Here is a 26,511-nt window from a genome sequence, read left to right as displayed (position 1 = left end):
TACCAGTTTGCCGAATATCTTTGTAAAAAATTTGAAACAATGAATTTGAAAAACAAAGTAGCTGTTATTACAGGTGGCAACAGCGGTATTGGTTTGGGCACAGCTAAAGAATTGAAAGCGCTCGGTGCAACTGTAATAATAACAGGCAGAAGAAAGGAAGCGCTTGAAAAAGCAGCGCAGGAAATTGGCGCTGTTTATTTTATGGCAGACCAATCCAAAATAGAGGATATTGATACATTGAGTAAGGTAATTCAGCAGCAATATGGCAAAGTAGACATCTTGTTTATCAATGCAGGCATTACCGGCAAACCGCTTTTAATAGAAAATGCAAATGAGGAAAATTTTGATGCTGTTATGAGTATTAATTTCAGGGGAGCTTATTTTACATTGAACAGGTTTATTCCTTTGCTGAATGAAGGTGCCTCTGTGGTTTTTCTTTCATCCAATACAGCATCCATGCACAAACCGCAAAGCTCTGTTTACCAGGCAAGCAAAGCGGCATTAAATTCTATTGCAAAAACGGCTGCCGCAGAACTGGCTTCAAAGAAAATAAGGGTAAACACAGTAAGCCCCGGTCCTACAAGAACCAATGTTTTAAATGGTTCTTATGGTGAAGAAGCAGCCGATGCTATCTGGAATAATCTTGCCGGGATTATTCCTTTGAAGAAAACAGGCACGCCGGCAGATGTAGCTAAAATGGTGGCATACCTGTGCAGCGAAAATGCATCCTATATAACAGGAGCTGATTTCCTGATAGATGGCGGCATGACTTTATAAAATTTCAGTAACTGTACCTGCTGCAGATTGATATAGGCTTCAGTTCGAGCAGACGAATATTTATCAGCTTTAGTACATAACTTCAACAAAATATTTTCAGATGGGCATTTGTACCGGGCTGGACAATTAATGAATTCCTTGCCTTTGTAAATACTTAATTGTTTACAAGCAATCGTAAAAAGAACTTAAATTTTTAGGGTTTCTATAAACAAATATGTCAGATATCATGATTTTTGGCTTAAAACGTGGATACATATATTGTATTGTAGCATCACTTACAATAGCATTACTTTCTGCTTTTAGGTATGCCAGGTATTTAACCAAATATCATGATGAGCAAGACACAAAACGTCTAATTGCATATTTTGCTTTTTCATTTTTTTCACTTCTTATTGTAAGTCTTCTATTAGCGAGATGGTATTATAAATCAAAAGCTAAAAGATCCGAAAAAAGTGGCAGCAGCTAACAAATGTACTTTACCCATTTGGCAAATATGCCACTTAGATTTTGAACGCAGCGTACTTATGCCTTGCAACTTAAAACCCTACGTCGCAGCAGGGTCTTCGTTAAAGGCATTGGTGCAAAGCCACGAGGCCCCGCGTTTACTCAACGCAGAATTTCATACGGCACACATAGTTATGCAATGAAGGACTGCTACGACAGAAGCACTAAAATTAAAGCAGAACAATAATGAACAACTCTAATTTACACTTAATGCGACTTTATTTATTTGGACTTTTGCTATTTGTTTTTACTTCATGTTTGTATATGCGTAAGCCGCCAGACTTAATTGCTTCGCCTTCCAAACATTTTATTTTAAAAGTGGAAATAAATTCAGATAAAAGTGATGAAACGAAATATGGTTGCGTAGTCTTAACCTTGTACGATACGAGTAATAAAGAAATTTCAACTTTTCAAACCGGAGCTTCAAATTGCATGAAATGGGCTGTTAACTGGTATCCTACTAAAGACACAATAATTTTATACAGTAGTGATATTGGCAATAGAGCTTATCATTTGACAGATAAAAATCAACTTGATACCATTTCAGTGACAAAGGAAATGGACTCAATCGCCAAAATTATTTTCGACAAGAAATATGCAAAGCAATAATGCCCTACCTCCCTCTCATCTGGCGCAGGCATGCCACTTAGCTTTTGAGCGCAGCGTACTTGTGCCTTGCAACTTAAAAACTTAAACCGCTTTCAAACATATAAACTGCTACGACAGAAATTCAGACTGGTTGAAAGCTAAGAGATTTATCTCTTTCATATTTATCTTTTAGGTCTCGATGATTGCTTCGCAATTCTCCTATCGTCGAAATGACGTTCGAAGATGTTTATATTTTGCAATAAGTTTTCAATTTTATAGCATAACGCCTCACACAATGCTTATCCCGAACTCAAGTTATTTTACCAGCTTAAAACAAAACCGTTTCAACTTGCCTTCAAAATCAAATGGCGTGGTGGCTTTGGTAATGTCTTTAATAACTGCGGTATGTATGCCGGCCGCATCCAACACAAACCTGGAATAATTGGTGCTGAAATAGAGTATGCCGTTTACGGATAAGGCCAGCAACGCATCATTTATAATTTCCGTGTGGTGTTTTTGTACATCAAAGAAATCTTTCATGCGCTTGCTGTTGCTGAATGTGGGCGGATCTAATATGATAAGATCGAAACTATTGGGTTGAAGCGTTTTTAAGTACTGCAATACATCCGCATGAATAAAATGATATTGATCTGTATTTTTAAAACCGTTGATTATAAAATTGTCTTTTGCCCAATCCAGGTAGGTTTTGGAAAGGTCAACGGATGTTACACTTGCTGCATTGCCACTTGCCGCATACACCGAAAATGAGCCTGTATAACAAAAAAGGTTCAGCACCCTTTTGCCATCTGCTTCTTTACGCACCATCTCTCTTGTGATACGATGATCGAGAAATAAACCTGTGTCAAGATAATCTGTAAGGTTCACTAAAAACTTTAAACCGTTTTCTTCCACCTTAAAAAATTCCTCTGCGCTGTTTTGCTTTTCATATTGTTGCTTTTCACGGTGGCTCTGGCGTTTGCGCTCACGGCTGTAAATGTTTTCAGCAGGCAGTTGCAAAACTTCGCTGATAATTTCAAAAGATTGCTGTAGCCAGGTTTCATGTTCTTCATCATCCATGCCATGCCTGCGCCGGTATTCGGCCACATAAATTTTATCGGCATATAATTCTATGGCAAAAGGAAATTCAGGAAGATCGTGATCGTAAATGCGGTAGCAACTTATGTTTAACCGCCTGGCCTGTTTGCTTTTATGTTTATACACTTTAAGCAAACGGTTTTGAAACATTATAAATTTATCATTTGGCAAGTGCATGGTTAAACTGCTGCATAAATAAAACAATGAATAAAGCTACGCCAACAGTTGTTACAAGCCAGCTAAGAAAATATTTATTGGTATAGGCGGATGGAACGCCGTTGTCTGTCATTCTTTTTCTTGTGAATAAATAAACAATAACGCGCTGTGCAATTAAGGCTACAAAGAATGTGGCTGCAATGGCTGTTAGCTTATCGGGATATTTACTAACGAGCAGGTAAAAGGCAACAATTAATACAATAGTAATAACCATGCTTACCTGCGAAAGCTGCATAATGTTTTTTGAAAGCACTTTGCCCTTGTCTTCATCCTTTAATGTTCTGAAAGCATTCAATTGTATAAAGCGTGAAGCGAAGATGGAGATGATGAGGATGAAGAAAGAGTAGTCCATTTTGTGAGTAGTGAGTGATGAATGGTGAATGATGCGTTGACTGTTGAGAAAGCATATTTAAATATACAATAATCAATGTTCAATAGTCAATGCTCAATTTGCAGAGGTTTTACAATTGAACATTGATTATTGTTTTATTGGATATTGAGTATTATATGTTGTGAGTTGCCAGCAGTACGCACTACTGACAACTCTCCGCTCCCTATTTCAATTTAGCCAATGCTTCTTTAATTCTTGCCCAGCCTTTTTCAATATTATTCATGCTGTTGGCAAATGAGAAACGAACACAGTTGGGTTCACCAAATGCATCACCCATAACGCTTGATACATGTGCTGTATTGAGTAAATACATACAAAGATCATTGGCATTGGTAATGGTGGTTTCACCATCGCTTTTGCCATAGTAGGAGCTAACATCAGGGAAAATATAAAATGCGCCCTGCGGTTCAAAACATTTAATGCCCGGGATGGCCTTTACTAATTCAAGCACTTTTTTGCGGCGCTCTGTAAATTGTTCCACCATATCCATGCTTGGCTTAAGATCGGCGGTAAGCGCGGTAATGGCCGCACGCTGCGTGATAGCATTGGTGCCGCTGGTAAATTGCCCCTGTATTTTTTCTGTAGCTTTTGCAATGTCGGGATGTGCGGCAATAAAGCCAAGGCGCCAGCCCGTCATGGCAAAACCTTTACTTAAACCGTTTACAATTATCACCTGGTCTTTAATATCATCAAACTGTGCAATGCTTTCATTTTTGCCAACGAAATTGATGTATTCATAAATTTCATCGGAGATAATAGCAATGTTTGGATGCTTTGCAAACACATCAGCCAAACCTCTCAATTCTTCTTTTGAATAAACAGCGCCGGAAGGATTGCAAGGTGAAGAGAACAAAAACATTTTTGTTTTTGGCGTGATGGCAGCTTCCAGTTCAGCGGGTGAAATTTTAAAACCGTTTTCCGGCTTGCTGCGTATTTCCACCACTTTACCACCGGCAATTTTTACCAGTTCAGAATAAGTAACCCAGTAAGGTGTTGGAATAATTACTTCTTCATCTTTATCCACCACAGCCAAAATTGTGTTGGCAAGGCTTTGCTTGGCGCCGGTGGAAACAACAATGTTTTCAGGTTTATAATCGAGGTTGTTATCGCGTTTAAATTTTGTGCACACAGCTTCACGCAGATCAAGATAACCGGCAACCGGTGTGTAATGGCTATAGTTATCTTCAATAGCTTTTATGGCAGCCTGCTTTATGTGTTCCGGCGTATCAAAATCCGGTTCGCCTAAACTTAGGTCGATCACATCAATTCCTTTAGCTCTTAATTCGCGGCCGAGCTTAGCCATTTTCAACGTTTCAGGCTCATTGAACCGTTGCAGTAAAGAAGATAGTTGCATTGCTTTTTTATTTTGGGATGCAAATATAATGTTTAGGAGAGTAGTTGATAAGTTGAATTGTTGACAGGTTGATAAGTAGTAAGAGATTTACAAATCAACTTATCAACTATTCAACCTGTCAACTTTTAATCAAACTACTCAACTATCTTCCCATCCTTCATGTGCAGAATGCGGTCGCTCATTTGCGCCATTTCTTCGTTGTGTGTTACTATAAGAAATGTTTGTTTGAACTGATTGCGCAGGTGCACAAATAATTCGTGCAGTTCTTTGGCATGAACGGAATCGAGGTTACCGGTTGGCTCATCGGCAAAAACAATATCGGGTTTATTGATGAGCGCCCTTGCCACGGCAACACGTTGCTGTTCACCGCCACTGAGTTGGTTGGGCTTGTTTTCTATCCTGTCTTTTAAACCCAATGTTTCCAGCAATTGAACGGCTTGCTGTTCTGTTTGTTTTTTACCGTTGCCTGCAATCCAGGAGGGAATGCAAACATTTTCGAGGGCTGTAAATTCGGGCAGTAAATGATGAAACTGGAATACAAAACCAATATGATGATTGCGGAAATCTGCCAGTTTTTTGCCTTTTAAACTGTGCACGGGAACATTATTCAGGAATATTTCACCGGCATCGGGTGCATCTAACGTGCCGAGTATATGCAGCAGCGTGCTTTTGCCTGCACCGGAAGAGCCTACAATGCTTACTATTTCACCATTATTTATGCTGATGTCAACACCTTTTAAAACTTCTACCTGGCCGTATTTTTTTTTGATATTTTTTGCTGTAAGCATAAGCCCTGTTCCTGAAGGGGATTTTTCAATATTTTATAATACAAACTTCAAAATTAAGGCTGAAGCTGCCATTTTATTTTAAAGCAGAGCGACTCCCGAAAACCGGGACAGGCCAACCGTGATAAGTTGGGTTTTCCCTGCTGATTACCAAAATCAAATTCAAAACAACAAGTTTTAGCCAAAGCCCGCCTTTATTGAATTAGCACTTTGGCTAAGGCCAAATCAATTAAAAGATATTATTTCTCCCAAGACTTAAGTCTTGGGTTATTTTATCCGAACTCAAGTTAAGAATGTTTCAAAGATGGCACATTTAAGGTCAATTACACAAATTATTAAGGTTTGGAAAACTATAACAGTTTGGAAAAAAAACTGCATTTGGTAATTTCATTACAACACTTACTTTTGCGCAAAATTTGAAAGGCAATGTTTTGGACTTTAGAATTAGCCAGCTATTTGGAAGATGCGCCCTGGCCCGCAACAAAAGACGAGCTGATAGATTATGCTATACGCTCCGGCGCGCCAATTGAAGTGGTTGAAAACCTGCAGGAACTGGAAGATGAAGGCGAAGTGTATGAAAGCATAGAAGACATTTGGCCAGACTATCCAAGCCAGGAAGACTTTTTGTTTAATGAAGACGAATATTGATTTTGTTTAATTATAAATTTTATAATAAACCCCCGCAAATGCGGGGGTTTATTGTTTTTAGCGAATAGGGATTAAACTTGCTATTGCTTTATGAACTTTAATGAGTTGTAGCTGCCATCTTCCGTTTCATATCTTACAATATAAGTGCCGGCTGCCAGGTTGGAAATATTGATTTTTTGCTGGCTTGCATTTGATATTTGTGTTATTAATGTACGGCCTTTTATATCTGATACCGTGATATGTTTTCCAATGCTAATCCCGCTTAGCGTGATGATATTGCTGGCAGGATTGGGGGACAGCGTTACTTTGCCGCCTGAAGCAGCCTTTGCAGCAAAAGGTTCTTCATTAACTGCAGATTGCTTCCGGTCATCATTCAATATATAGCCAACAGCGGTGCTCTTTGCTATGGTTGCATTAACAGCATCATATAATTCTACTTTAACGGTTTCGTTTGGTTCATAATCTTTATCTCCGTTTATGGCTATATTAATTGTACGGAGCCTGGTATTGGCAGGTATAGTAATTGTTTTATCAGCCGCAACATAATCAGCAGGTGCAGTGGCGCTGCCATCTGTTGTGCGATATTTAACCGTTATTGGCACATTGCTTTTCTTGTTTAAGGTAATAACAAAATTGAGATTGCGTTTACCGGAATTGCCTTCACGCATTGCCAGGCCATCAATCCTCAGTGATGTGGTTATGCCGCAACCTTCATCTGTTGTACCATCGCAATTATTGTCTTTGCCATCACACAATTCAGGTGCGCCGGGATAGATGGTGGCATCGTTATCGTTACAATCTGAGTTGTTATCAACGCCGCAAGCTACAAGCGAACCTGCACCAAAACCATCGCCATCATTATCTGCGTATAACAATTTGGTGTCATCACAATCTGTGTTATCAGCTACATAACCTTCCGGTTGTGAAACAGCTATTTGCGAAACATCAGGATTGCCAAAACCATCCCCATCTGCATCTTCATACCAGGTAGTTCCTGTGCCCTCATCTGTTTCGCCATCACAATCATTGTCCTTTCCATCAGGCAGTTCGGGAGCGCCGGGATAGATAGTGTTATCGTTATCGTTGCAATCGGTGTTATCAGTTACGTAATACATTGGCGGAACAGCTTCACAAACACTGATACTGTTATTGGGATCGCCAAAACCATCGCCGTCATAATCCGCATAATATGTCTGTTCAGTGTGAACATGCATATCATGGTCGTTACAATCCTGGCCAAGCGAAATGGGATTATATCCTAATGGTATTGCAGCGCCGTAACATACCTGGGCCTGACCAGCATCGAAATTATCACTGTCAAAGTCTATATATAACAAACCACTTTGCCATTTGGTATCATCATTGTCATCACAATCTGTATCATTGTCCACACCACATGCTACCGGTGAACCTGCACCAAAACCATCGCCATCATTATCTGCGTATAACAATTTGGTGTCATCGCAGTCTGTGTTATCGGCTACATAACCTTCCGGTTGTGAAACAGCTATTTGCGAAACATCAGGATTGCCAAAACCATCCCCGTCTGCATCTTCGTACCATGTAGTTCCTGCTCCTTCATCTGTTTCGCCATCACAGTCATTGTCCTTTCCATCAGGCAGTTCAGGAGCGCCGGGATAGATGGTGTTATCGTTATCATCACAATCGGTATTGTTGGTTACATAGCCTGAAGGAGGTGTGGATGAACAGGCACTTGTTGTATTGGCGGCATCGCCAAATCCATCACCATCATTGTCTGCATAGTAGGGTTGTGATGAATGAACATTGGCATCGTCATCATTGCAATCTTCACCATTGCTTGTTTCACTGTAACCATCAGGAACGGTTGCGCCGTAACAAACGGTTTCCTGGCCGGCATCATAACCGTCGCCGTCGGCGTCAATATACAGTGTGGCACTCTGCCATTTGGTAGCGTCTGTTGGTGCACAATCTTCTTCGTTTATTACACCGTCATCATCCATGTCGCTGGCGTAATTAAGCACTACATTATCTGAATTTACGGTTAACGTATATCCCAATGGCATATCCAGCTCAGAAAAGCTGCCGCTGATAGTGCCGGAAGACAGGCTGATGATCATATAACTTCCATCAGGCACATTCCCTGTGCTGATAACTTCTAATTTTCCTGCCAGTGTAAGGTCGCCGGACCTTGTGAGCTGATCATGACCAGTACCTGCACCACTTGCGTCTTTTACTTCTATTTCCAGCGTACTGTTTGCTGAAAGCGGTTGTGCTCCATTGAATTGTAAAATACCAGGAGAAGTGCCTGGGGTAATAGCTCCATTGTTGGAAAACCCGGCATCGAACTGGACATAACCATTGCCTTTAATTATACCTGCGGAAGTATTTTTAAAGAAGTCGTTTGTTTGTCCAGAGTTGGTATTAGATAATAAATTGCCACCTGTTCCAATCTCAACAACTCCCTCGTTTATAAAATCGCCATTTTCCGTTTCATAGTTGTGCAGGTAGAGGGTTTGGTTTGCTGTAAGTTTCAATAAACCTTTATTAATGAATTTACCAATGCCTTCCCAATTAAGCCCGCTTCCCCAGTTTTCTGGCATTGTAATAACGCCTTCATTGGTTAAGACCGCGCCACCTAAATATCCGCTTACCAGAATAGCAGTTCCTGTAGGCGATAGCCTGAGTTTTGCTATGTCTTCAGAATAATCCCGGTTTGATAATCTTCCTTCGAACCTGAGTTTTCCATTGATTGTGGTTTCTGCTGGTCCACCTAATTGAGTTTTTAATTCAAAAGTGATATTTACCGGAAGATTGCATGGAACATTTGATTTCCATATACCCGGATAACCAATTTGTCTAATAAGCGCATTACCCGTTCCATTAATATTACCTCCATTAAAGTTGAAAATACCCGCATTAGAAAGCATTGCATTGTTTGCAATATTTATGGTGCCGGTATTTTCGAAACTAATACCGGATGAAGTTTGGCCAGGACCGCCATAATAAAGCTCTGTACCTTCATTTAGGTTAAGCGTGCCTTCATTGATAAATTTTACATAGTTTTCACTGCCATTATTGCCATCACTGGCAATACCAAACCTTCCGTTATTTCCGGTTTTTATCATGTTCACCGTGCCATTCGGTTTGTTATGAATAGTGCCTGGGGAATTAGGCGTATTGCTTCTTACGTACATATTCTCCCAATCCGGGGTGAAGTTGATAGTGCCTTCGTTATTAATGGTAGTGCCGTTGATGTAGCATTGTACGTGGATAAAATTCATGGTTCCGCCCGGTTTGATGTTCCAGGTATTGCAACCTGTGCCATAGCTGCCGCAGTTAATATTGGCAATGCCGCCGCTGTATATTTCCCATGTGCCGCAATTGCCCGCCCAGCCTTTGTTCCATTGTAATGTGCCATATATTTTAAGGTCAACATCATCATCCGGCCCCGCGGTGAGGTTAAAGTTTTCAGTGTTGTCAATCGTTAAGGTGCCGCCTGCTTCAATTGTAAGCTGGTCAATATTATCAGTGACATTACAGGTAATATTGGTTGTTGCGATAATTGAAAGCTCTCCATCAGTTGCAGTCGGGTAATTGGTTGCAGCCACCCAGTTTGTTCCGTTAAATGTTTCCCAGTTGGCGGCATCATTCCAGTTGCCGGTTTGTTTGCTGCGGTAATCACCGGCAGATTGCGCATGTGTATGCATTACAATGAGCGCTGAAAGGCCAAAGAGAAGTAATCGTGTTTTCATAACGTAGTGTATTAATGGTATTATAAAAAGATTTACATGATATAAAGAAGGATAATAACATATATGGAGGCGCTTTTACCCTCATGGATTGGCTGTTAGATTAGTTATTTAACTGAAGATGAAAGTAGAACCCAACAGGAGTGGAAACAATAACATTTTAGTTGTAGAAGGGCTATTTTAATCAGTGCGGGGCCTTCCCAAAATACTTATTCAACGCCTCTGTACGGTTGTTTACATGCAGCTTGTCATAAATATTAAAACAATGGCGGCGCACGGTTTCAATGCTGATGCTTAACCGGAAAGCAATTTCTTTATACAATAACCCTTTTGATAAATGCTGCAATATTTCTTCTTCGCGGTTGGTAAGTGAAAACTTTTCCGTCGCAGGCTGGCGGAAAGCTTCAATTACTTTACGGGCAACCTGGCTGCTCATAGGGCTGCCGCCATTCACTACTTCAACTATGGCTTCCAGTATTTTTGAGGGGGAGGAGCTTTTTAAGATATAACCATGTGCGCCGGCCTGCAATGCCTGAAAAACATTATCGCTGTCTTCATACGATGTGCACATAAGGCAAAGCAGGGCAGGGTTTTTCTCTTTAAAAAAGCTTACCAGTTGTATCCCGCTTATACCAGGCAACTGGATATCAATAAGCGCCACATCGGCATTGTTGTATGTATTATCATTCATGCAGCTTTCGGCATTGCTGTAATCGGCCACACAGCAAAAGCCCGGTGTATTATCAAGTATAAGTTTTAATGCATTGCGATAATCCGTTTTATCTTCTACTAATAATACACTTATCATATAATAAAACTACGTAAGCTGCTGATAATTTAAATAACACTTTCGTGTGAGAGCGATGTTACCGGCGCTTCAAAATTTATAACCGTACCGTTATGGTTTGTTATGTGTATGCTTCCCCGTACTGCATTAGCATGTTTATGCATGTTGCGCAGACCATTACCGTTTGAATCGGCAATGTATTTTTCAGGTATGCCTTTGCCGTTATCTTTAATGGTTATTCTGAATTCCTGCGAAACGCTTATGTAAATTTCTACCCGTGTTGCCTCCGCATGTTTTAAAATATTATGCAAGGCTTCTTTTATCAATAACAGTATATGCCTTCTGTTGGCGCCGCTGATTTTTACAGGCGGTATTGTTTCTGCAATATGAAAATTGTACAGAATGTTTGCATTATTTAAAGTTTTTGCTGTATGCTGTCTGAAGTATGCTATAAGGTTTTCCAATGTATCGTTATTGGTATTCAATGTCCAGATTATTTCGCCCATATTTTGCAAAAGCTCTTTTGATTGCCTGGATATCTTTTCGAGGTACATGCCATGGACATGATCGATATTAGCCCTGGTAGTTTCTGCAAGAATGCGGATAGTGGAAAGGCCGCTGCCCAGGTCATCGTGCAGTTCTGTGGCAATGCGGGAACGTTCATCTTCCCTTGCTTTATAGGCGGCCTCTGCTTTTTCCAGATCTTTTGCCTGTATTATCTTTTGTTGTTCCAGTACTTTTCGCAGGGCTTTTATTTTTTCAATGGTTTCCTGTTTCAGTTTGTAGCCTATGGCTGCGGAGAAGAATATTGTTTCAAAAAAATAACCAAAAATCATCCATGAAAAAGCATTCAGTGTAAATAAACTTCCATTTAAACAAAGTTGCACATAAGTAGAAAACAGGCCGGATAATATGATGGATATTGTGCCACAAGCCAGATAAACATAATAAATATTATTCCTAAGTTTTAACGTGTAGATTGTAGTAGTAAATGTAAATACAGCCAAATATATCCTGATTATTATATAAAATATCATTTCTACAAAACCTACATTTATGTTAGATGTAATATTTTCCCAAATAATATAAATTAAGATAACAGGAGCAATAGATTTATAATAATACCAAATAAATCTTCCATCTTTTTTTTGTAACTGTAAAGATTGTTTCCAAAAAATTGCATAGGCTATATATGTAATCATTAGCAAAGTATGATCGCTGGCAATAGTTATGTTTAAAAAGTCAAAATGGTGGGTGTGATATTGCACTCCAATACCAAAAACTAAACGATAACATAAGAAAAGGAAAACGCTCCATAAATAAACGCCATACCGCAGCAATAAACTATCCCGCTTATTGAAATATAAAATGGTTTGATAAACTGCTGCCAGGCATAAGGCGCCGGCCCCGAAAATTGTAATATAATAAGATAACATAGGTTTTAAAGCAGGTGTAAAACAACTATTTTATCGTTTAAAAATAGTTTATACAACATCTTCCAGGCAAAGTTTTTTTAATTCAACCACCAGTTTTATTTTGGTTCCTTCTCCGTTTTCTATGTTCAACGTTCCGCCAACTGCTTCGGCGTGTTTTTGCATATTGCTTATACCATTTCCTTTTGATGTTTTTATACATTCAGATGGAATGCCTCTGCCATTATCCTGTATCATAATTTCAAGATGTTCTGTAACACCAATCCCAATCTTTACATAAGATGCGCCTGCATGTTTTGTAATATTATGTAATGCTTCTTTTACCAGTAAAAAAATATGCCTGCGTTTAATGCCGCCTATTGATAAACCTGGTAACTGCTCTGAAATATTGAACGAATAGAGAATATGCGCTTCTGTTAAAATAATTGCACTTTGCTCTCTTATATAACTTATTAAATTGCCCAGTGTATCGTTGCTAATATTTAATGCCCAAACAATTTCATTCATTTTTTGCAACAGTTCTTTTGAATGCATGGATATTTTACGATAGTTGTTGCCTGATAATTGCATGTTTGCTGCATTATTCAATTCGCTTAAAATCCTTATAGTGGAGAGGCCACTCCCCAGGTCATCATGCAGTTCAGTTGATATGCGGGACCGTTCCTGCTGAATGGCATATTGCTTTTCAAGCACAGACCGCTGCTTTTGTATTTTTTGCCTGATGTATAATTTTATAATGATAAAAATTACTGCACTTAGAAAAACAAAGACCAGGCATTTAAACCAGGCCGTTTGATACCAGTAAGGTAATATGGTGAAATTAAATGCAGCAATGGACTTACTCCAATTACCGCGGGGATTGGCTGCCCGTATCTTTAACGAGTAATTGCCCGCAGTGAGTGAAGCCAGGCGCAATTGGTGTGCATCTTCCAGCGGAAGCCAGTTTGTATCACTGTTTTTTAACTGATATGCATACATGGCAATACCGGCTTTAGTGATATTGCTTGCAGTGAAAAAAACAGTAAGGTTGTTTTCTGATGCTTTCAGTTTTAAATTTTTATTGAAATTGACCGGCTGATTATTTACCCGTACTTCTGTTATTACGGGGTTTAAAGTATCCGTTGAAAAACTTATATCAGCGGGATTAAAATAATCAATACCATCCATACCACCCATATAAATAGTTCCATCACTCGCAGTGAAAGCAGACCAGCGGTTGTATTCAGTATTAACCAACCCATCAGAAGTATAAAAATTATAAAACTTTTTTGTGGCAGTATCAAGGCAACTTAACCCTTTCCCGGTACCCAGCCATATCCTTCCATAATGATCATAGGTTAAAGAATAAATTGCATTATCTGCAAGCCCGTTGGCTTTTGTGTAATGGGTGAACCTGTTATTTTTTCTGTTGAAATAATTCAGGCCCGATGTGGTAGCAATCCACAGGTTGCCGGAGGGATCAAACAAAAATCCCATTATTGTATTGGATGATATGCTGTGTGGGTCATTGTTATGATGTGCATATCTTTTATAGGTTTGACTTTTATGGGAAAGCGCTATCAGCCCCGATAAGCTTGTACCTATCCAAAGTGTATCGCTTTGCCAGTGGCACATATTATAATCTGTGAGGCCATTCAAAAACACTGGATAAGCAGTTTTGCCGTGAGCAATTCCTGATACCCGGTTTATTAAAGTGTTGTCATAAACAGGAATATATTTAGCAACCCGCTTAATGTAATCTTCATTGCGGTTTTTATATAGCCAGTTGAAATACGCATTATTCTTGTCCCCGTATTTTAAAAGGTTGTCTTCAAATTTTTTGATTTGATTTATTTCAGGGATTTCATTCTCTTTTTTAATTTCAATAGTATATGTTTTGGTATCAAAAACCGAAATTTCAGAAATGGCAAAATCATGCTTTATCAATAGTTTATTTTTATAAGGATAAATACCGAGTATGATATTACTGAAAAGTCTCTGGGCATTCTTTTTATCATGCACTAAATGATTGAAAGGCTTTTGATTTAAATCATATTGTATAACACCTTTACCTCTTGTCGTTATCCATAAGACATTATTCCTGTCTATAAAAACATTTTCGCAGGTATAATTAAGGTCTTTATTTATATTTCCAAGCGCCTCAAAACAATCTGCATCTTTTTGCATATACAGCAAGCCTTTTGATGAAGCTGCCCATATATTTCCATCCTTATCTTCAATAATATTAATAAAGCTACACAATCCCGTTTTTCTGAAAATATTGGCCGGTTCGCCGGGCAGGTTCCAGTAAGAATAACCTGGTGGCTCATCCATGACAAACATCCATTTTCTGCCTTTGCTATCGTGTGCTAATCGTGGCTTGCTGTATAAATTTTCTGTAGCATAAAACTCATTGGTGCCGGCCAGCCAATTACATCTCGTTGAATTGATATCATAGTATTTATTGCTGTTAAAAAGAAGGGGTTTAAAAAGTATGTTTATATACGTTTTGTTTGTTAGAGAGCTGTCGTAATTGTATATTTTTATTTCCCTGGCTGTCATGTTTCTTTTATCAAGTATAAAACTATTCATACCGCATAATAAAAGGTAATCTTTTGATAGCGGCATAATATTGGTGAATTCATTTGATGGATGTGTGTCAAAATGTACTTTGTAAAATTTTTCAGAAAGCGGGTCAAACCTTCCCGCCGAGTTATTAATGATTAACCAGAGGTCTTCATTATCGTCCTCCACTATATCAGATATATTGCCTGTAGGGATTGAATACGGATCTCCGGGATTGTTTTTAAAAACCTTGAATTGAAAGCCATCAAATTTATTTAAGCCATCGAATGTTCCAAACCACATAAGCCCTTTCTTATCCTGGCAAATGCTGATAACAAAATTCTCGGAAAGCCCTTGCGCTGTGGTATATGTTTTAAAATCAGATGCATGAAATTTTGTTATTGCCTGTGCTGACCTTTTTATTGTGGAAGTATAAGCATTGATTTTTCCGTTCGGATAGGCTTCCTCTTTGTTCAATATATTAAAATTATCATCAGGTGCTGTTATGCCCTGCGTATAACACCTGCTTGTTATTAAGGTGCATATAAATAGTACAACAACCGGGTATGGTATCTGAAGCAGTTTCAATCGTAGCATGGCTAAGATCAGATGGGTGTTTAACGGTTGTGTAAATATACCATTTTTTGTTTATATGGCTGGTTTGAAATAGAAAGCCGCTTAATCTCTAAAGCGGCTTTTATTATATTCTGCAATATCTTCGGACATTAAATTACACCACTTCTTCCTTTTCTGTTTTGTTATATTCATCCATCAGTTTACGCTGCAGGTCATAAGGCACCGGTGCATATTCTGAAAAGGTGCTCCTGAACTTTGCACGGCCCTGTGTTAAGGAGCGAAGGGATGATGAATAACCATCCATTTCTGCCAGCGGTACTTTGGCTGTTATCTTTTGAAAATTTCTTTCTGCATCTATGCCTTCTACAATGGCGCGGCGTGTTTGCAGATCGCCCATAACAGCGCCGGTGAGGTCATCGGGGCAAAGTACTTCCACTTTATAAACAGGTTCAAGTATCTGCGGATCAGCATCTTTAAATGCCTGCCTGAAGGCCTGCAACCCTGCTATTTTGAAAGAAATATCATTACTGTCAACCGGGTGCATTTTTCCATCATACACACATACACGGATATCTCTTGCATACGAACCGGTAAGCGGCCCATTATGCATTTTTTCCATCACACCTTTTAAAATAGAGGGAAGGAAACGTGCATCGATAGCACCGCCAACAATGCAGTTGTAAAATATAAGCTTGCCGCCCCAATCCAAATCATACGTATCGCGGCCACGTACATTTAAGCCATGCGGTTCTGCTATACCTTCATACCAGGGTTCAATGCGCATAAACACTTCGCCAAATTGCCCGGCGCCACCGCTTTGTTTTTTATGGCGATATGTGGCATCAGCTTCCCTGCGAATGGTTTCGCGATAGGGGATACGCGGCTTCTCAAACTTTATTTCTATTTTAAAATTGTGCTCAATTTTCCATTTGGCAACAGCCAAATGCATATCGCCTTGTGCATGAATCAACATCTGTTTCAGCTCGGGAGAAAACTCAACAATCAATGTTGGATCTTCTTCTCTTAACTGGTGCAAGGCCTGCGATAACTTTTCTTCTTCACCTTTTTTTGTTGACTCAACGGCAACTGTAATATTGGGTGGCGGAAATTCTATCGGCTTTAATTCATAACTCCTGCCTTTTGCATGCAATGTATTATTTACATGCGTATTTTTTAGTTTAAGTGTTGCGCCAATATCACCGGCGCAAAGTTCATTCACATTTGTACGCTTGTTGCCTTCTACCAAGAACAACTGGTTTATTTTTTCACTAACGCCTGTGCTTTCATTCTCCAGTTCCATACCGCTTTTAATGCAGCCGGAATATACTTTAAAGAAAGACAGTTCGCCCACATGCGGTTCGCTTACAGTTTTATAAATAAACATGCAGGCGGGGCCTTTTTCATCACAGGGCAAATCTTCGTTTTTAATGGTTTTCTGTGGCGGCATTTCATTAGCGCTTGGGCAAACATTATCAATAAAACCCATCAGCCTACCGCTGCCCATATTGCGTTCTGCACTCAAGCAAAACAATGGAAATATATCATGATTAATCATTGCTTTTTTTAGCCCAACTTTCATTTCATCTTCATCAAGCTCACCTTTATCAAAATATTTTTCCATCAGGGTTTCATCGTTGCTGGCAATGGCTTCCACCAGCTCACGGTGCAGTTCATCGGCCTTTGCTTTTTCATCATCCGGAATAGGCAGTTTTTCAGGCTTGCCGCCGGTATCTTTAAACTTATACATCGTCATGCGCAGCACGTCAATTATTTCATGAAAGCCTGCGCCTTGCTGCCGGGGATATTGCACCACCTGCACCTTGCTGCCAAAATGATTTTTTGCTTCGGCAACTGTGCGGTCAAAATCTGCATCGTCATCGTCTAATTTGTTTATGGCGAAGATCATCGGGGTTTTAAACTGCTCGGTGTAATCCCAAATAATGTCGGTAGTAACTTCAACGCCGTTCACCGCATTTAACAGCATCACGCCTGTATCGGCCACACGCAATGCAGATATTACTTCGCCCACAAAATCATCATAGCCAGGCGTATCAATAATATTTATTTTGTAACCGCGCCATTTGGTGTGAAGCAATTTGCTAAAAATAGAATTGCCGCGTTCCTGTTCCAGTTCATGGTAATCGCTTACCGTATTTTTTTCTGCAACAGTGCCGCGGCGATTTATCAATCCGGCTTCGTATAACATACACTCCGTTAATGTAGTCTTACCGGAGCCGGCATGGCCGAGCAAGACAATTGATTTAACGTGTGCGGTATCAAATTCTGGCATAGCATAAAATTTATCATTAAGAGAAAACCATTTGAATGCTGCAATTATCAGCATGCGAAAGCCTTTGCCTCATTCAAATGGTTATTAAAGAAATTTATTTATCGGATTTTACTGAACCTGGTGTATGAAATTATCTATCTGTTCGCGTAGTTCGCTTATTGTGCTTTCAAGCGAATGATAATCTTCATTAAGGTTTTCGTGATAAACAGAAACATTATCAGGAAATGCGGGAGGTTCCGAGACGTCGGTGTGCAGTTTGCGGTCGTGCAATTTAACTGCGTGTTTAAGATCGTGAATGTTGATTAGCTGAATGTGTAACTGGTTTTGAAGGTGCTCCAGTTCTGTTTGTTCTTCTTTGGATAACGGATGATTAACTGCCTGTTGTAATGTGGTTTGCATCTGGTGCAATTCATCACGATGGGAACGCAATGTTTCTCTCCAATCGTTGCATTCCCTGGCAAACTGGGAGATTTCTGTTTCGACCATGGGATTTAAATTTTAGTGAAGAAATGCCCGCTGTTTTTTGCGCAGTTGGGGCGAATTGTTCGAATAAATGTAGTACTAATTCTTTTAAAATTCAAGCAAAAAAATAATGGTGAAACTTGTTTGAAAACAGCAGTTTGTTAAGGAAAAACAGGTATCTTACCAAATTGCCTTTATAAATTGAAAACGGCTTTAGTTTAATATTTTAAACCAAAACCGTTGGTAGTTACATATCTCTTAAGTTTATTTACACCACGCCGGCAAATTGTTTTAAAAACCGTACATCATCCTGTGAATACAAGCGTAAATCGTTTACACGGTATTTAAGCTGGCAAATTCTTTCAATGCCCATACCAAAAGCAAAGCCGGTGTAAATTTCAGGATCAATATCAAAATTTTTGAGTGTATTAGGATGCACCATGCCGCTGCCTAAAATTTCCACCCAGCCGGTATGCTTGCACACATTACAGCCTTTGCCATGACAGATCAAACAATCTATATCCATTTCTGCACTGGGCTCGGTAAACGGGAAATAGGAGGGGCGGAAACGTATCTTCACGTCTTTGCCAAACATTTCACGCACAAAAAAGTAAAGCGTTTGTTTTAGGTCGGCGAAGCTTACATTTTCTGCCACATATAAACCTTCTACCTGGTGAAAAAAACAATGCGCCCTTGCACTGATGGTTTCATTCCTGTACACACGGCCGGGGCAAATAATGCGGATAGGCGGCTTTTGTTTTTCCATTACCCTGGCCTGCACACTGCTGGTGTGTGTGCGCAAAAGCCAGTCTGGGTTTTTCTGCACATAAAAAGTATCCTGCATATCGCGGGCCGGATGATTTTCAGGCATATTCATCGACGTGAAATTATGCCAGTCGTCTTCAATTTCGGGTCCTTCAGCCAATATAAAACCAAGCCTGCTGAAAATGGAAATAATCTGGCTGCGCACAATGCTTAAAGGATGGCGCGTGCCAATAGTTATATCATCACCTGGTAAAGTATAATCAATGTTTTTGGCTGATGGCTGATGGCTGACAACTGATAGCTGTTTCAGCGTTTCATATTTTGCTTCGGCAAATTGTTTAAAGCTGTTTAATAGCTGGCCGGCTTCTTTCTTCTTATCGTTCGGCACATTTTTCATTTCCTGCATTATATTTTTTACAATGCCTTTTGTGCCGAGATATTTTATGCGGAAAGCTTCTGCAGCTTCACTGTTTTCACCTGTGAATGCTTCTATTTCTTTTTTATGCTGCTCAATTTGCGCTGATAGTTCCATGCCGCGAAGATAAGTATAGCTTGCTTTTCAGGAAATTGTTTGTATAACCAAAGGCAGTTTGAAATTCTGTTGCACAGAAAGCACTGCCTTAACTGCAGGATTGTATTATTTCTCTTTATGCTCCTTTGTCCTGCATGAAAAATCAACACTTTTTGATGGCATTTTTTAAATATTGAAAATATTGCATGTTTTATTTATCGCTAACGCACTACATTTATCGGCATAAAACTTACTTATGGTTAAAACAATTCAAACCTTTACTGCAAGACTTTTATGTTTAGCTGCTGCTTTATTTTTTTTCAGTACGCTTAATGCACAGTTTAACCTTAACGACAAAATTGCTGTTGACAGTAATGTTATAGTGGGTAAGCTTTCCAATGGCTTAACTTATTATATACGTCAAAACAAAAAGCCTGAAAATAAAGTGGAATTAAGGCTTGTAGTAAACGCTGGCTCTGTGCTGGAAGACTCATCGCAGCAAGGTCTTGCACATTTTATGGAGCACATGAATTTTAACGGTCTGAAACATTTTCCAAAGAATGAAATAGTGAATTATTTGCAATCAATCGGCGTAAAATTTGGCGCTGACCTGAATGCTTATACAGGTTTTGATGAAACTGTTTATATTCTTCCTATTCCTTCTGATGATGCCGCCAAGCTTGACAGCGGCTTTACCATCCTGGAAGACTGGGCCGGCAATGCTTTACTCGATACTGCTGAAATAAATAAAGAAAGAGGTGTTGTGCTGGAAGAAAGCCGCCTGGGCAAAGGCGCCGGTGAACGTATGCGCACCAAATATTTCCCTGAATTATTCAATGGCTCTTTATATGCAAAGCGTTTGCCCATTGGTATTGATGATACTTTAAAAAACTTTAAACCCGCAACGCTGGAACGTTTTTATAAAACATGGTACCGCCCCGATTTGCAGGCCGTTGTTGTTGTAGGTGATATTGACCCGGCTGTTGCCAAACAAAAAATTGAAGAGCATTTCAGCCATTTTACCAACCCTGCCAATGAAGTGCCAAGGCCATCTATTATTCCTATACCAATGCGCACGCAAAATAAGGCAATGGTATTAACGGATAAAGAACAAACCAACACTATACTGCAGGTATTTAATTATGTAGAAAAAGATACGCCCGTTGTTACATGGAACGATTACAGGCAGTCTATTACAGAAGGTTTATTCAATGCTATCATTGGCCAGCGTTTAAGGGAATTAACGCAGCAGGCCAACCCGCCATTCCTGTTTGCCGGAACAAGCTTCCAGGAGTTTATTCGCGGTTACAGGGCATTTACTTCTTTTATTTTCCTGGGCGATAAACCTGTACAGGCGGCTATTGATTCTGTTACCAAAATAACAGAAGGCGTGAAAAAATATGGCTTCCTGCAATCGGAATTAGACAGGGCTAAACTAAGCCTGCTTAATCAAACCGAGTCGGCTTATAAAGATGCTGATAAAACAGAATCATCACGCTTTGTTGATGGTTATGTAAATAGCTTTTTGGAAGGCACACCTATAACAGGCATTGCCAACCGCTATAAATTTTTGCAACAGGTATTACCCACAATAACATTGGCTGAAGTGAATGCTGTTGCTAAAAAAATGGAAAGCACACAAGGCAAATTTGCTTTATTGATGGCGCCAGATAATGCAAAAGATTTGCCTACGGATGAAGGCTTGTTAACTGCTTTGAATGATGCCTATAAACAGCCAATAACAGCTTATACGGAAAATGCTGTTGGCACATCGTTGCTGGATAAACAACCCGTTGCCGGTAAAATAACCAGCGAGAAAAAGAATGCTGAGTTAGGCACTACAGATATTACTTTAAGCAATGGTATTTCTGTAACCTTAAAACCAACCACATTTAAGAATAATGAAATACAATTTGACGGCTGGCGCTGGGGCGGTTATCAAAACTTTCCGCTGGCAGATAAATTCAGTGCTCAAAATGCCGCAAGCATTATACAATCGATGGGTGTAAGCAATATGTCGCCAACAGATATTGGTAAATTCATGGCGGGCAAAACAGCCGGTGTTCAGCCATATATCAATACATCAGAAGAGGGCATACAAGGCAGTTGCAATGTAAAAGATGTGGAAACAATGTTGCAGTTGCTGTATTTATATGCAACTGCACCGAGAAGGGATGATAATTTATTCAAAGCATTTATATCTTCTCAAAAAGCCTTTATTCAAAACATACAGGCCAATCCAAATTCTTATTTCAGCGATACGCTTACAAAAGTGATGTACAACAATAATCCATGGGCTTCAGGCATTCCAAAGCCTGCGGATTATGATGCCATTAACCTTGATGCAGTTATGGCTGTTTATAAAAAGATATACAGCAATATGTATGGCATGCATTTTACGTTTGTTGGCAATATTAATGTTGATTCCATCAAACCCTTGCTGGCCTTATATCTTGGAAGTTTACCAGGCAAACAAAAAGAAAATAAATTCACTGATGTTGGTTTAAGGCCGGTTAAAGGTGTAAAAGATTTTACGGTACAGAAAGGCAATGAACCGCGCAGCACAGTAAACATCATTTTTACAGGCGATGCTAAATTTAGTTATGAAGATGCATTAAAGCTGGATATGCTTACAGAAGTAATGAATATTAAAATTATTGAACAATTGCGTGAAGCCATGAGCGGCATTTATGGCGGCGGTATGGGTGGATTGATAACGGCAAGGCCATATAACCATTATAGTGTTACTGTGCGGTTTCCATGTGCGCCTGAAAATGTTGACACCTTAACAAAGGCATTATTTGTTATTATAAAAGATGTGCAGCAAAATGGCGTTGCAGCAACTTATCTTGAAAAAGTAAAAGCAAATATCAGGGAGCAATATGCAACAGATATAAAGAACAATGATTACTGGCTTTCCAACCTTAGCAGTGCATTTATAGATAAGCAAAATCCTGACTGGATATTGAAATATAATGAAGCAGCGCAGGCTGTAACGCCAAAAGATATACAGGAAGCAGCCGTTAAATATTTAAACATGAACAATTATATAAAAGCGGTATTGATGCCGGAGAAGTAACGACGTTTTAATTATAGTATTAAAAGTAAAGGGTACGTTGCTAAAATGTATCCTTTACTTTTATAAAGAATTGTTGTGGAATAATGATTTGAGCCGTTATAAAAATATCAGCGATTGTTTTATGAAAGAAGATGCAGCCGCCGCGATGCAACAGTGCAGGAACCATTGGCTGCAAAACAACTCAAGTATAATTTATTTTGTTCTGTGCTGCTGAATGTAGTCGGCCATCGTGTTTACATCAATCAGCACTTTGCGGCCTTCTTTTGGGTCTTTAATTGTAATGCCGTATTCACGGTTAAGCAGCACAATAAGTTCGAGGGAATCGATTGAGTCGAGGCCGAGACCTTCGCCAAATAATTCGGCGTCGTCTTTAATATCTTCGGGCGTAAGATCAGTTAAGTTTAAAAACTCTATAATTTGCTTTTTAAGCTGAAGTTTCAGTTCTGAGGTTTCCATTTAAATAAATCTTTTTCTTTTTAATTGCAGCAAAACAATTAATTGTAAAACAACTGCAATAATAATGATAAATAAAATATACATGGCAACATTACCAAGTTTGCCATTCTGTAAAAATAAACCGTAATAAGCCTGCAGGCACCAGTGTAAAGGTGAAAGGCTGCTTAAACTTTTAAAGCCTTGCGGCATAATAAAATCCGGTACCATTAAACCGCCAATCAGCGACAATATAATTATGGATACAGCGCCAAATGCACTTGCCTGCTCCTGTGTTTTGGCAAACACGCCCACACATAAAGCGTAGCTTACAGCACACCAGCCACATGCCAGCGTAACAAGTATCAAACCGCCAATATCGCCGGGTAATTGTAACGCCGGTAAACCAATAAGCGGGAATACTAAAGCGCCAATGGTAAAAATTAAAACGGCTTGTATAAAAGTAACAGTGAGATAAGTAATTTGTTTTGACAGCAGTGAAATATAATAGTTGGTTGGCAATGTTCTTAAACGTATGAAAGCGCCGCTGAGCTTTTCTCTTACAATGCTGGCCCCGAGTGACATTACAATAAAGAACATGGCGAAAATAGTCCATGAGGGAACATTATGTTGTGTTGCATTTAAATTGGTTGCCTGCCCGTTTGATGTAAGCGGAATTGCTTCAAGGCCAATATCGCTTTTTAATAACTGCTTTTTTAAAGAGTCGGGTAGCGGCGCTTCATTAATGGCAAAGTATAATTGTTTTAATACTTCCTGGCTTTGTATTATCTGCAAAGCGCTTAATACAGAACCTTCTACTGAGGCTTTAAGCGATTGTTGTAATGCAGGGTTATAATAAAATTTTAAATGATTTTTATTGGTTGAAAAAGCAGTGCCCGTTGTATCGCTTTCCAGCCCGAAAGATTGCAAGGCCCTGCCTGCCGTTTGTTTTGATGTTGCCAGTATTTGCTGTGAAAAGCCATTATTAATGATGATGCTGCCCGCCATATTTTTCTTCAAAATATCATTGCGCAGTTTTTCTTCATTTATATTTCTGTAAAAAGAAAGATGGAATAAGCCGGTTGAATCAAGCGCATCAACAAATTCACGGCTTATGCTCCCGGTATCTTTATTCCAGACAATAATTGATAAAGTGCTTTTATGGGTTACATCAAAGCTATTGTTTTGAATGCCTGTAACCACAAGCACTAATAAAACCGGCATTGCAAACATCAGCAGCAGGCCTGTTTTATCGCGGAATAAAATGCGTATATCTTTTTGTATGGTTGCCCAAAGTTTCATTCGTGCATATCTGTTTTTTCAATGGTCTCATGTAACCTCGCTATGTATATACCTCTTTGCAGGAAAAAAAATATCATGCGCGGTTTCATTCGTAAGCCTTGCCGGTTAGGTGAACAAATAAATCTTCGAGGTCTTGTTTTCCATGTTCCTGCAATAAATTATTAAGCGTGTCAAAAGCAATGATTTTTCCATTACTTATGAGCGCTATTTTATTGCATAATTCTTCGGCCTCGCTTAACTGGTGCGAAGTATAAATAAGCGTGGTGCCGCTTTCGTTCAGCCTTTTTAAATAAGCAATAATTTCCTGCCGTGTTTCAATATCAACGCCAACAGTGGGCTCATCCAAAAACAATAAACGTGGATTATGTATTACGCCGATGGCAAGATTTACCTTGCGTTTCATGCCGCCTGAAAATTTTTTAACGGCTTTATTCTTTACAGGTTCAAGCGCTAAGATGTTAAACAGTTCATTGCTGCGTTGCTCAATTTCACGTTTACCGAGGCCGCTCCATGCGCCAAAAAATTCAAGATTTTCTTTGGGTGTAAGTTCTTCATAAAAAGAAAAATCCTGCGGTACAAAACCAAAAAGTTTTTTTGCATTTTTATCATTTCTTTCAACGGAGTTTCCAAGCAAATGAATGCTGCCTTCGTGAAAGGGCAGAAGGCCTGTCATTAAACTCATTAAACTGGTTTTGCCTGCGCCGTTAGGGCCAAATAAACCAAAGCGGTCGCCAGCTTCAACCGTTAAATTTAAACCTGTAAACAGGTTTTGCTGATCGCTGTAATTAAAACAGAGATTGGTTATTTGAATAGCCGGCGGTATCATTTTAATTGTTTATTTACAGCGGCCAGTTTTGTAAAAGCCAGTTTTTCAATTACAGATATTTCGGCAAGATAATCACCCATAATATTATAATCCTGCTGCGAGCCAAGCCTGCCTTTATAAATGCCTGAAGCCTGCACGGCTGCTGTGCGCCAAAGATCGCCTGCTTTGGTAAATTCTTCTGACAATTTCATCAGCTCATCATGCTGAAAATAATTATAAGCTTCTTGCAAAAAAGCGCCGTACATATAACGAAAGCCGCCGCCGCCGGTACCTATTTCTTCCTGCATGCGCACCACCTGGGCAAGGTATAAACCTGCTTTTTCGGTGCCGAGTTTATCACGCCAGTTTTTTATTCTTTTACCAAGAAAAGCAATGCCTTTTACACCGGCAAAAGCGCCCGGTATTTTTAGCATGTGAAATACATTCAGCTTTATGCCTTTAATGATGGCGCGTTTTATTCTTTCTTCCGTTACAGGCTCTGTTGCCAAGGTATAATAGATTTGTCCGCGTGGCGCTAAAGCGCCCTTGGCAAAACGCACACGCTCCAACTCATAATCTGTCATGGTTGTTGGATATTCCATAATAGGGTCGCTTATCAAATATTTGCCGTCTTCTTTTCCAAACACAACAATGTTATGTGCATTAAAATGAAAACGGTATTCTTTGGGAAAGTAAGGCAGATAATATACGCCCACCTGGCAACCAATCGCCATGCCTTCGCTCAGTTTTTTATCTAATTCTTCCTTTGCTTTTTCTTTTGAAGAAAATTTTTTGCGGATGATTTTAATGCCTAAAGAATGACAGGTTCTTTTAAAAATAATGCCGGGAACAGAGCGGAATGCCAATGCGGGGCCGCCACTTATTTTTAATAAAGGAATATATATAAAAAACAAGCCTGCGCCCATGCCAAACACCAGCGGTTCTGTAATTTGTTTAACGCCTATATTTTGAAGAAGGTTCCTGGTAACGCCGCTTTCGCAATGTGCAGATTGTGCGTGATGGAAATTACTGGCCATACGCCTCCATTGATTTTAATTCGTCCACAGTTACATTAAACACTTCGGCGTATTTATTTATTTTTTTTGGTGAGAGTTTATTAAATACAGCCGGTTTTAAATGGCGTTTTATCTGCCATTTAAAAAAACCGGTATAACTTGAAAGGATATTAATATCCATTATATTTTTTTCCATGAAAAACAAGATAGGGCTTGCTTCATTGTTCAACACTTTTGCTTTTGCCGCTTCCACTTTATGCTGAATATTTTCCCAGGTTACATCAAGCGCATTCGTTTTTACTTCCCAGCCATTGCTTAAAGCCGTAGTGTATTTACCCTGCTCATCGGTGGCGTAACAAACTTCTTTGGTGAGTTTGCCAAGTGCGCCCAAATCCTGCGGAACTTCATCTTTTTTCATAT

At 39.4% G+C, this 26,511-nt stretch carries 20 protein-coding genes; 4 read left to right on the top strand and 16 right to left on the bottom strand.

All coding sequences use genetic code 11. The features are described 5' to 3' along the window. Positions 1 to 39 precede the first annotated feature (39 nt). Together BM015_RS15380 and BM015_RS15375 are read left to right on the top strand one after the other, a co-directional pair. Complete coding sequence (locus BM015_RS15380) at positions 40 to 777, top strand: SDR family NAD(P)-dependent oxidoreductase (protein WP_090660768.1); 738 nt, start codon at positions 40 to 42, stop codon at positions 775 to 777. Between the two features lie 690 nt (positions 778 to 1,467). Further along, positions 1,468 to 1,890: a hypothetical protein gene (locus BM015_RS15375; protein WP_143075885.1), complete on the top strand. Its 423-nt coding sequence runs from the start codon at positions 1,468 to 1,470 to the stop codon at positions 1,888 to 1,890. Positions 1,891 to 2,184: 294 nt separating this feature from the next. Here the strand turns inward: BM015_RS15375 and BM015_RS15370 are convergent, their stop codons facing one another. From BM015_RS15370 to BM015_RS15355, 4 genes are all read right to left on the bottom strand, one after another. After that, entirely contained in the window at positions 2,185 to 3,114 is a 930-nt protein-coding gene (locus BM015_RS15370; RefSeq protein WP_090660765.1) for a class I SAM-dependent methyltransferase, read from the bottom strand. 10 nt (positions 3,115 to 3,124) lie between these two features. Next, positions 3,125 to 3,532, bottom strand: a complete 408-nt coding sequence (locus tag BM015_RS15365; protein WP_143075884.1) for a hypothetical protein — start codon at positions 3,530 to 3,532, stop codon at positions 3,125 to 3,127. A gap of 202 nt (positions 3,533 to 3,734) precedes the next feature. Next, positions 3,735 to 4,925, bottom strand: a complete 1,191-nt coding sequence (locus BM015_RS15360; RefSeq protein ID WP_090660409.1) for a pyridoxal phosphate-dependent aminotransferase — start codon at positions 4,923 to 4,925, stop codon at positions 3,735 to 3,737. A gap of 134 nt (positions 4,926 to 5,059) precedes the next feature. Beyond that, positions 5,060 to 5,713, bottom strand: coding sequence for an ABC transporter ATP-binding protein (locus tag BM015_RS15355; protein ID WP_090660406.1), 654 nt, complete (start codon positions 5,711 to 5,713; stop codon positions 5,060 to 5,062). Between the two features lie 423 nt (positions 5,714 to 6,136). Here BM015_RS15355 and BM015_RS15350 point away from each other — a divergent pair, with 423 nt between their 5' ends. After that, complete coding sequence (locus BM015_RS15350) at positions 6,137 to 6,358, top strand: DUF2795 domain-containing protein (protein WP_090660403.1); 222 nt, start codon at positions 6,137 to 6,139, stop codon at positions 6,356 to 6,358. A gap of 80 nt (positions 6,359 to 6,438) precedes the next feature. On the opposite strand, the gene BM015_RS15345 is transcribed toward BM015_RS15350, so the two are convergent. The 7 genes from BM015_RS15345 to pheS form a co-directional block, all read right to left on the bottom strand. Next, a complete protein-coding gene (locus BM015_RS15345) occupies positions 6,439 to 10,092 on the bottom strand; it encodes a MopE-related protein (RefSeq protein WP_090660400.1) in 3,654 nt (1,217 codons plus the stop codon). A 181-nt stretch (positions 10,093 to 10,273) separates the two neighbouring features. Continuing rightward, positions 10,274 to 10,897 (bottom strand): response regulator, encoded by a 624-nt coding sequence (locus BM015_RS15340; RefSeq protein ID WP_090660397.1) that lies wholly within the window; start codon positions 10,895 to 10,897, stop codon positions 10,274 to 10,276. Between the two features lie 29 nt (positions 10,898 to 10,926). After that, entirely contained in the window at positions 10,927 to 12,312 is a 1,386-nt protein-coding gene (locus BM015_RS15335; protein WP_090660394.1) for a sensor histidine kinase, read from the bottom strand. Between the two features lie 48 nt (positions 12,313 to 12,360). Further along, entirely contained in the window at positions 12,361 to 15,450 is a 3,090-nt protein-coding gene (locus BM015_RS15330; RefSeq protein WP_090660391.1) for a ligand-binding sensor domain-containing protein, read from the bottom strand. 133 nt (positions 15,451 to 15,583) lie between these two features. Next, positions 15,584 to 17,719, bottom strand: coding sequence for an elongation factor G (locus BM015_RS15325; protein WP_090660762.1), 2,136 nt, complete (start codon positions 17,717 to 17,719; stop codon positions 15,584 to 15,586). 108 nt (positions 17,720 to 17,827) lie between these two features. Then, the gene (locus tag BM015_RS15320) at positions 17,828 to 18,205 is read right to left on the bottom strand and encodes a hypothetical protein (protein WP_090660387.1); all 378 of its coding nucleotides are present in this window, start codon (positions 18,203 to 18,205) and stop codon (positions 17,828 to 17,830) included. A 244-nt stretch (positions 18,206 to 18,449) separates the two neighbouring features. After that, positions 18,450 to 19,478, bottom strand: a complete 1,029-nt coding sequence (gene pheS, locus BM015_RS15315) for a phenylalanine--tRNA ligase subunit alpha (protein WP_090660384.1) — start codon at positions 19,476 to 19,478, stop codon at positions 18,450 to 18,452. Between the two features lie 235 nt (positions 19,479 to 19,713). On the opposite strand from pheS, the gene BM015_RS15310 reads away from it, so the two are divergent. Continuing rightward, positions 19,714 to 22,536: a M16 family metallopeptidase gene (locus tag BM015_RS15310; protein WP_090660382.1), complete on the top strand. Its 2,823-nt coding sequence runs from the start codon at positions 19,714 to 19,716 to the stop codon at positions 22,534 to 22,536. 192 nt (positions 22,537 to 22,728) lie between these two features. Here the strand turns inward: BM015_RS15310 and BM015_RS15305 are convergent, their stop codons facing one another. The 5 genes from BM015_RS15305 to BM015_RS15285 form a co-directional block, all read right to left on the bottom strand. Beyond that, a complete protein-coding gene (locus tag BM015_RS15305; RefSeq protein ID WP_090660379.1) occupies positions 22,729 to 22,992 on the bottom strand; it encodes a phosphopantetheine-binding protein in 264 nt (87 codons plus the stop codon). Continuing rightward, on the bottom strand, positions 22,993 to 24,270 hold the full coding sequence (locus tag BM015_RS15300) for an ABC transporter permease (RefSeq protein ID WP_090660376.1): 1,278 nt from the start codon (positions 24,268 to 24,270) through the stop codon (positions 22,993 to 22,995). Between the two features lie 85 nt (positions 24,271 to 24,355). Continuing rightward, positions 24,356 to 25,096, bottom strand: a complete 741-nt coding sequence (locus BM015_RS15295; protein ID WP_090660373.1) for an ABC transporter ATP-binding protein — start codon at positions 25,094 to 25,096, stop codon at positions 24,356 to 24,358. Then, the gene (locus BM015_RS15290; protein WP_090660370.1) at positions 25,093 to 26,112 is read right to left on the bottom strand and encodes a BtrH-related acyltransferase DarH; all 1,020 of its coding nucleotides are present in this window, start codon (positions 26,110 to 26,112) and stop codon (positions 25,093 to 25,095) included. The genes BM015_RS15295 and BM015_RS15290 overlap by 4 nt, the downstream gene beginning before the upstream one ends. Beyond that, positions 26,102 to 26,509 carry a flexirubin biosynthesis protein DarG gene (locus BM015_RS15285; protein WP_090660367.1) on the bottom strand — a complete coding sequence of 136 codons (408 nt, stop codon included), beginning with the start codon at positions 26,507 to 26,509 and terminating at the stop codon, positions 26,102 to 26,104. Before BM015_RS15285 ends, BM015_RS15290 begins: the two co-directional genes overlap by 11 nt. Positions 26,510 to 26,511 lie beyond the last annotated feature (2 nt).

It is taken from the genome of Parafilimonas terrae (genome assembly GCF_900115755.1).
Taxonomy (GTDB): domain Bacteria; phylum Bacteroidota; class Bacteroidia; order Chitinophagales; family Chitinophagaceae; genus Parafilimonas; species Parafilimonas terrae.
Note: the sequence above shows the minus strand (reverse complement) of the source record. Positions and strands in the feature narration are given on the sequence as shown.

Excerpts from the sequence above, each read along its gene's own strand:
- BM015_RS15300 (WP_090660376.1), bottom strand. The coding sequence starts at position 24,270 with ATGAAACTTTGGGCAACCATACAAAAAGATATACGCATTTTATTCCGC.
- BM015_RS15365 (WP_143075884.1), bottom strand. The coding sequence starts at position 3,532 with ATGGACTACTCTTTCTTCATCCTCATCATCTCCATCTTCGCTTCACGC.
- BM015_RS15375 (WP_143075885.1), top strand. The coding sequence starts at position 1,468 with ATGAACAACTCTAATTTACACTTAATGCGACTTTATTTATTTGGACTT.
- BM015_RS15290 (WP_090660370.1), bottom strand. The coding sequence starts at position 26,112 with ATGGCCAGTAATTTCCATCACGCACAATCTGCACATTGCGAAAGCGGC.
- BM015_RS15335 (WP_090660394.1), bottom strand. The coding sequence starts at position 12,312 with ATGTTATCTTATTATATTACAATTTTCGGGGCCGGCGCCTTATGCCTG.
- BM015_RS15320 (WP_090660387.1), bottom strand. The coding sequence starts at position 18,205 with ATGGTCGAAACAGAAATCTCCCAGTTTGCCAGGGAATGCAACGATTGG.
- BM015_RS15360 (WP_090660409.1), bottom strand. The coding sequence starts at position 4,925 with ATGCAACTATCTTCTTTACTGCAACGGTTCAATGAGCCTGAAACGTTG.
- BM015_RS15330 (WP_090660391.1), bottom strand. The coding sequence starts at position 15,450 with ATGCTACGATTGAAACTGCTTCAGATACCATACCCGGTTGTTGTACTA.
- BM015_RS15370 (WP_090660765.1), bottom strand. The coding sequence starts at position 3,114 with ATGTTTCAAAACCGTTTGCTTAAAGTGTATAAACATAAAAGCAAACAG.
- BM015_RS15305 (WP_090660379.1), bottom strand. The coding sequence starts at position 22,992 with ATGGAAACCTCAGAACTGAAACTTCAGCTTAAAAAGCAAATTATAGAG.
- BM015_RS15310 (WP_090660382.1), top strand. The coding sequence starts at position 19,714 with ATGGTTAAAACAATTCAAACCTTTACTGCAAGACTTTTATGTTTAGCT.
- BM015_RS15295 (WP_090660373.1), bottom strand. The coding sequence starts at position 25,096 with ATGATACCGCCGGCTATTCAAATAACCAATCTCTGTTTTAATTACAGC.
- BM015_RS15355 (WP_090660406.1), bottom strand. The coding sequence starts at position 5,713 with ATGCTTACAGCAAAAAATATCAAAAAAAAATACGGCCAGGTAGAAGTT.
- BM015_RS15350 (WP_090660403.1), top strand. The coding sequence starts at position 6,137 with ATGTTTTGGACTTTAGAATTAGCCAGCTATTTGGAAGATGCGCCCTGG.
- pheS (WP_090660384.1), bottom strand. The coding sequence starts at position 19,478 with ATGGAACTATCAGCGCAAATTGAGCAGCATAAAAAAGAAATAGAAGCA.
- BM015_RS15345 (WP_090660400.1), bottom strand. The coding sequence starts at position 10,092 with ATGAAAACACGATTACTTCTCTTTGGCCTTTCAGCGCTCATTGTAATG.
- BM015_RS15325 (WP_090660762.1), bottom strand. The coding sequence starts at position 17,719 with ATGCCAGAATTTGATACCGCACACGTTAAATCAATTGTCTTGCTCGGC.
- BM015_RS15380 (WP_090660768.1), top strand. The coding sequence starts at position 40 with ATGAATTTGAAAAACAAAGTAGCTGTTATTACAGGTGGCAACAGCGGT.
- BM015_RS15340 (WP_090660397.1), bottom strand. The coding sequence starts at position 10,897 with ATGATAAGTGTATTATTAGTAGAAGATAAAACGGATTATCGCAATGCA.
- BM015_RS15285 (WP_090660367.1), bottom strand. The coding sequence starts at position 26,509 with ATGAAAAAAGATGAAGTTCCGCAGGATTTGGGCGCACTTGGCAAACTC.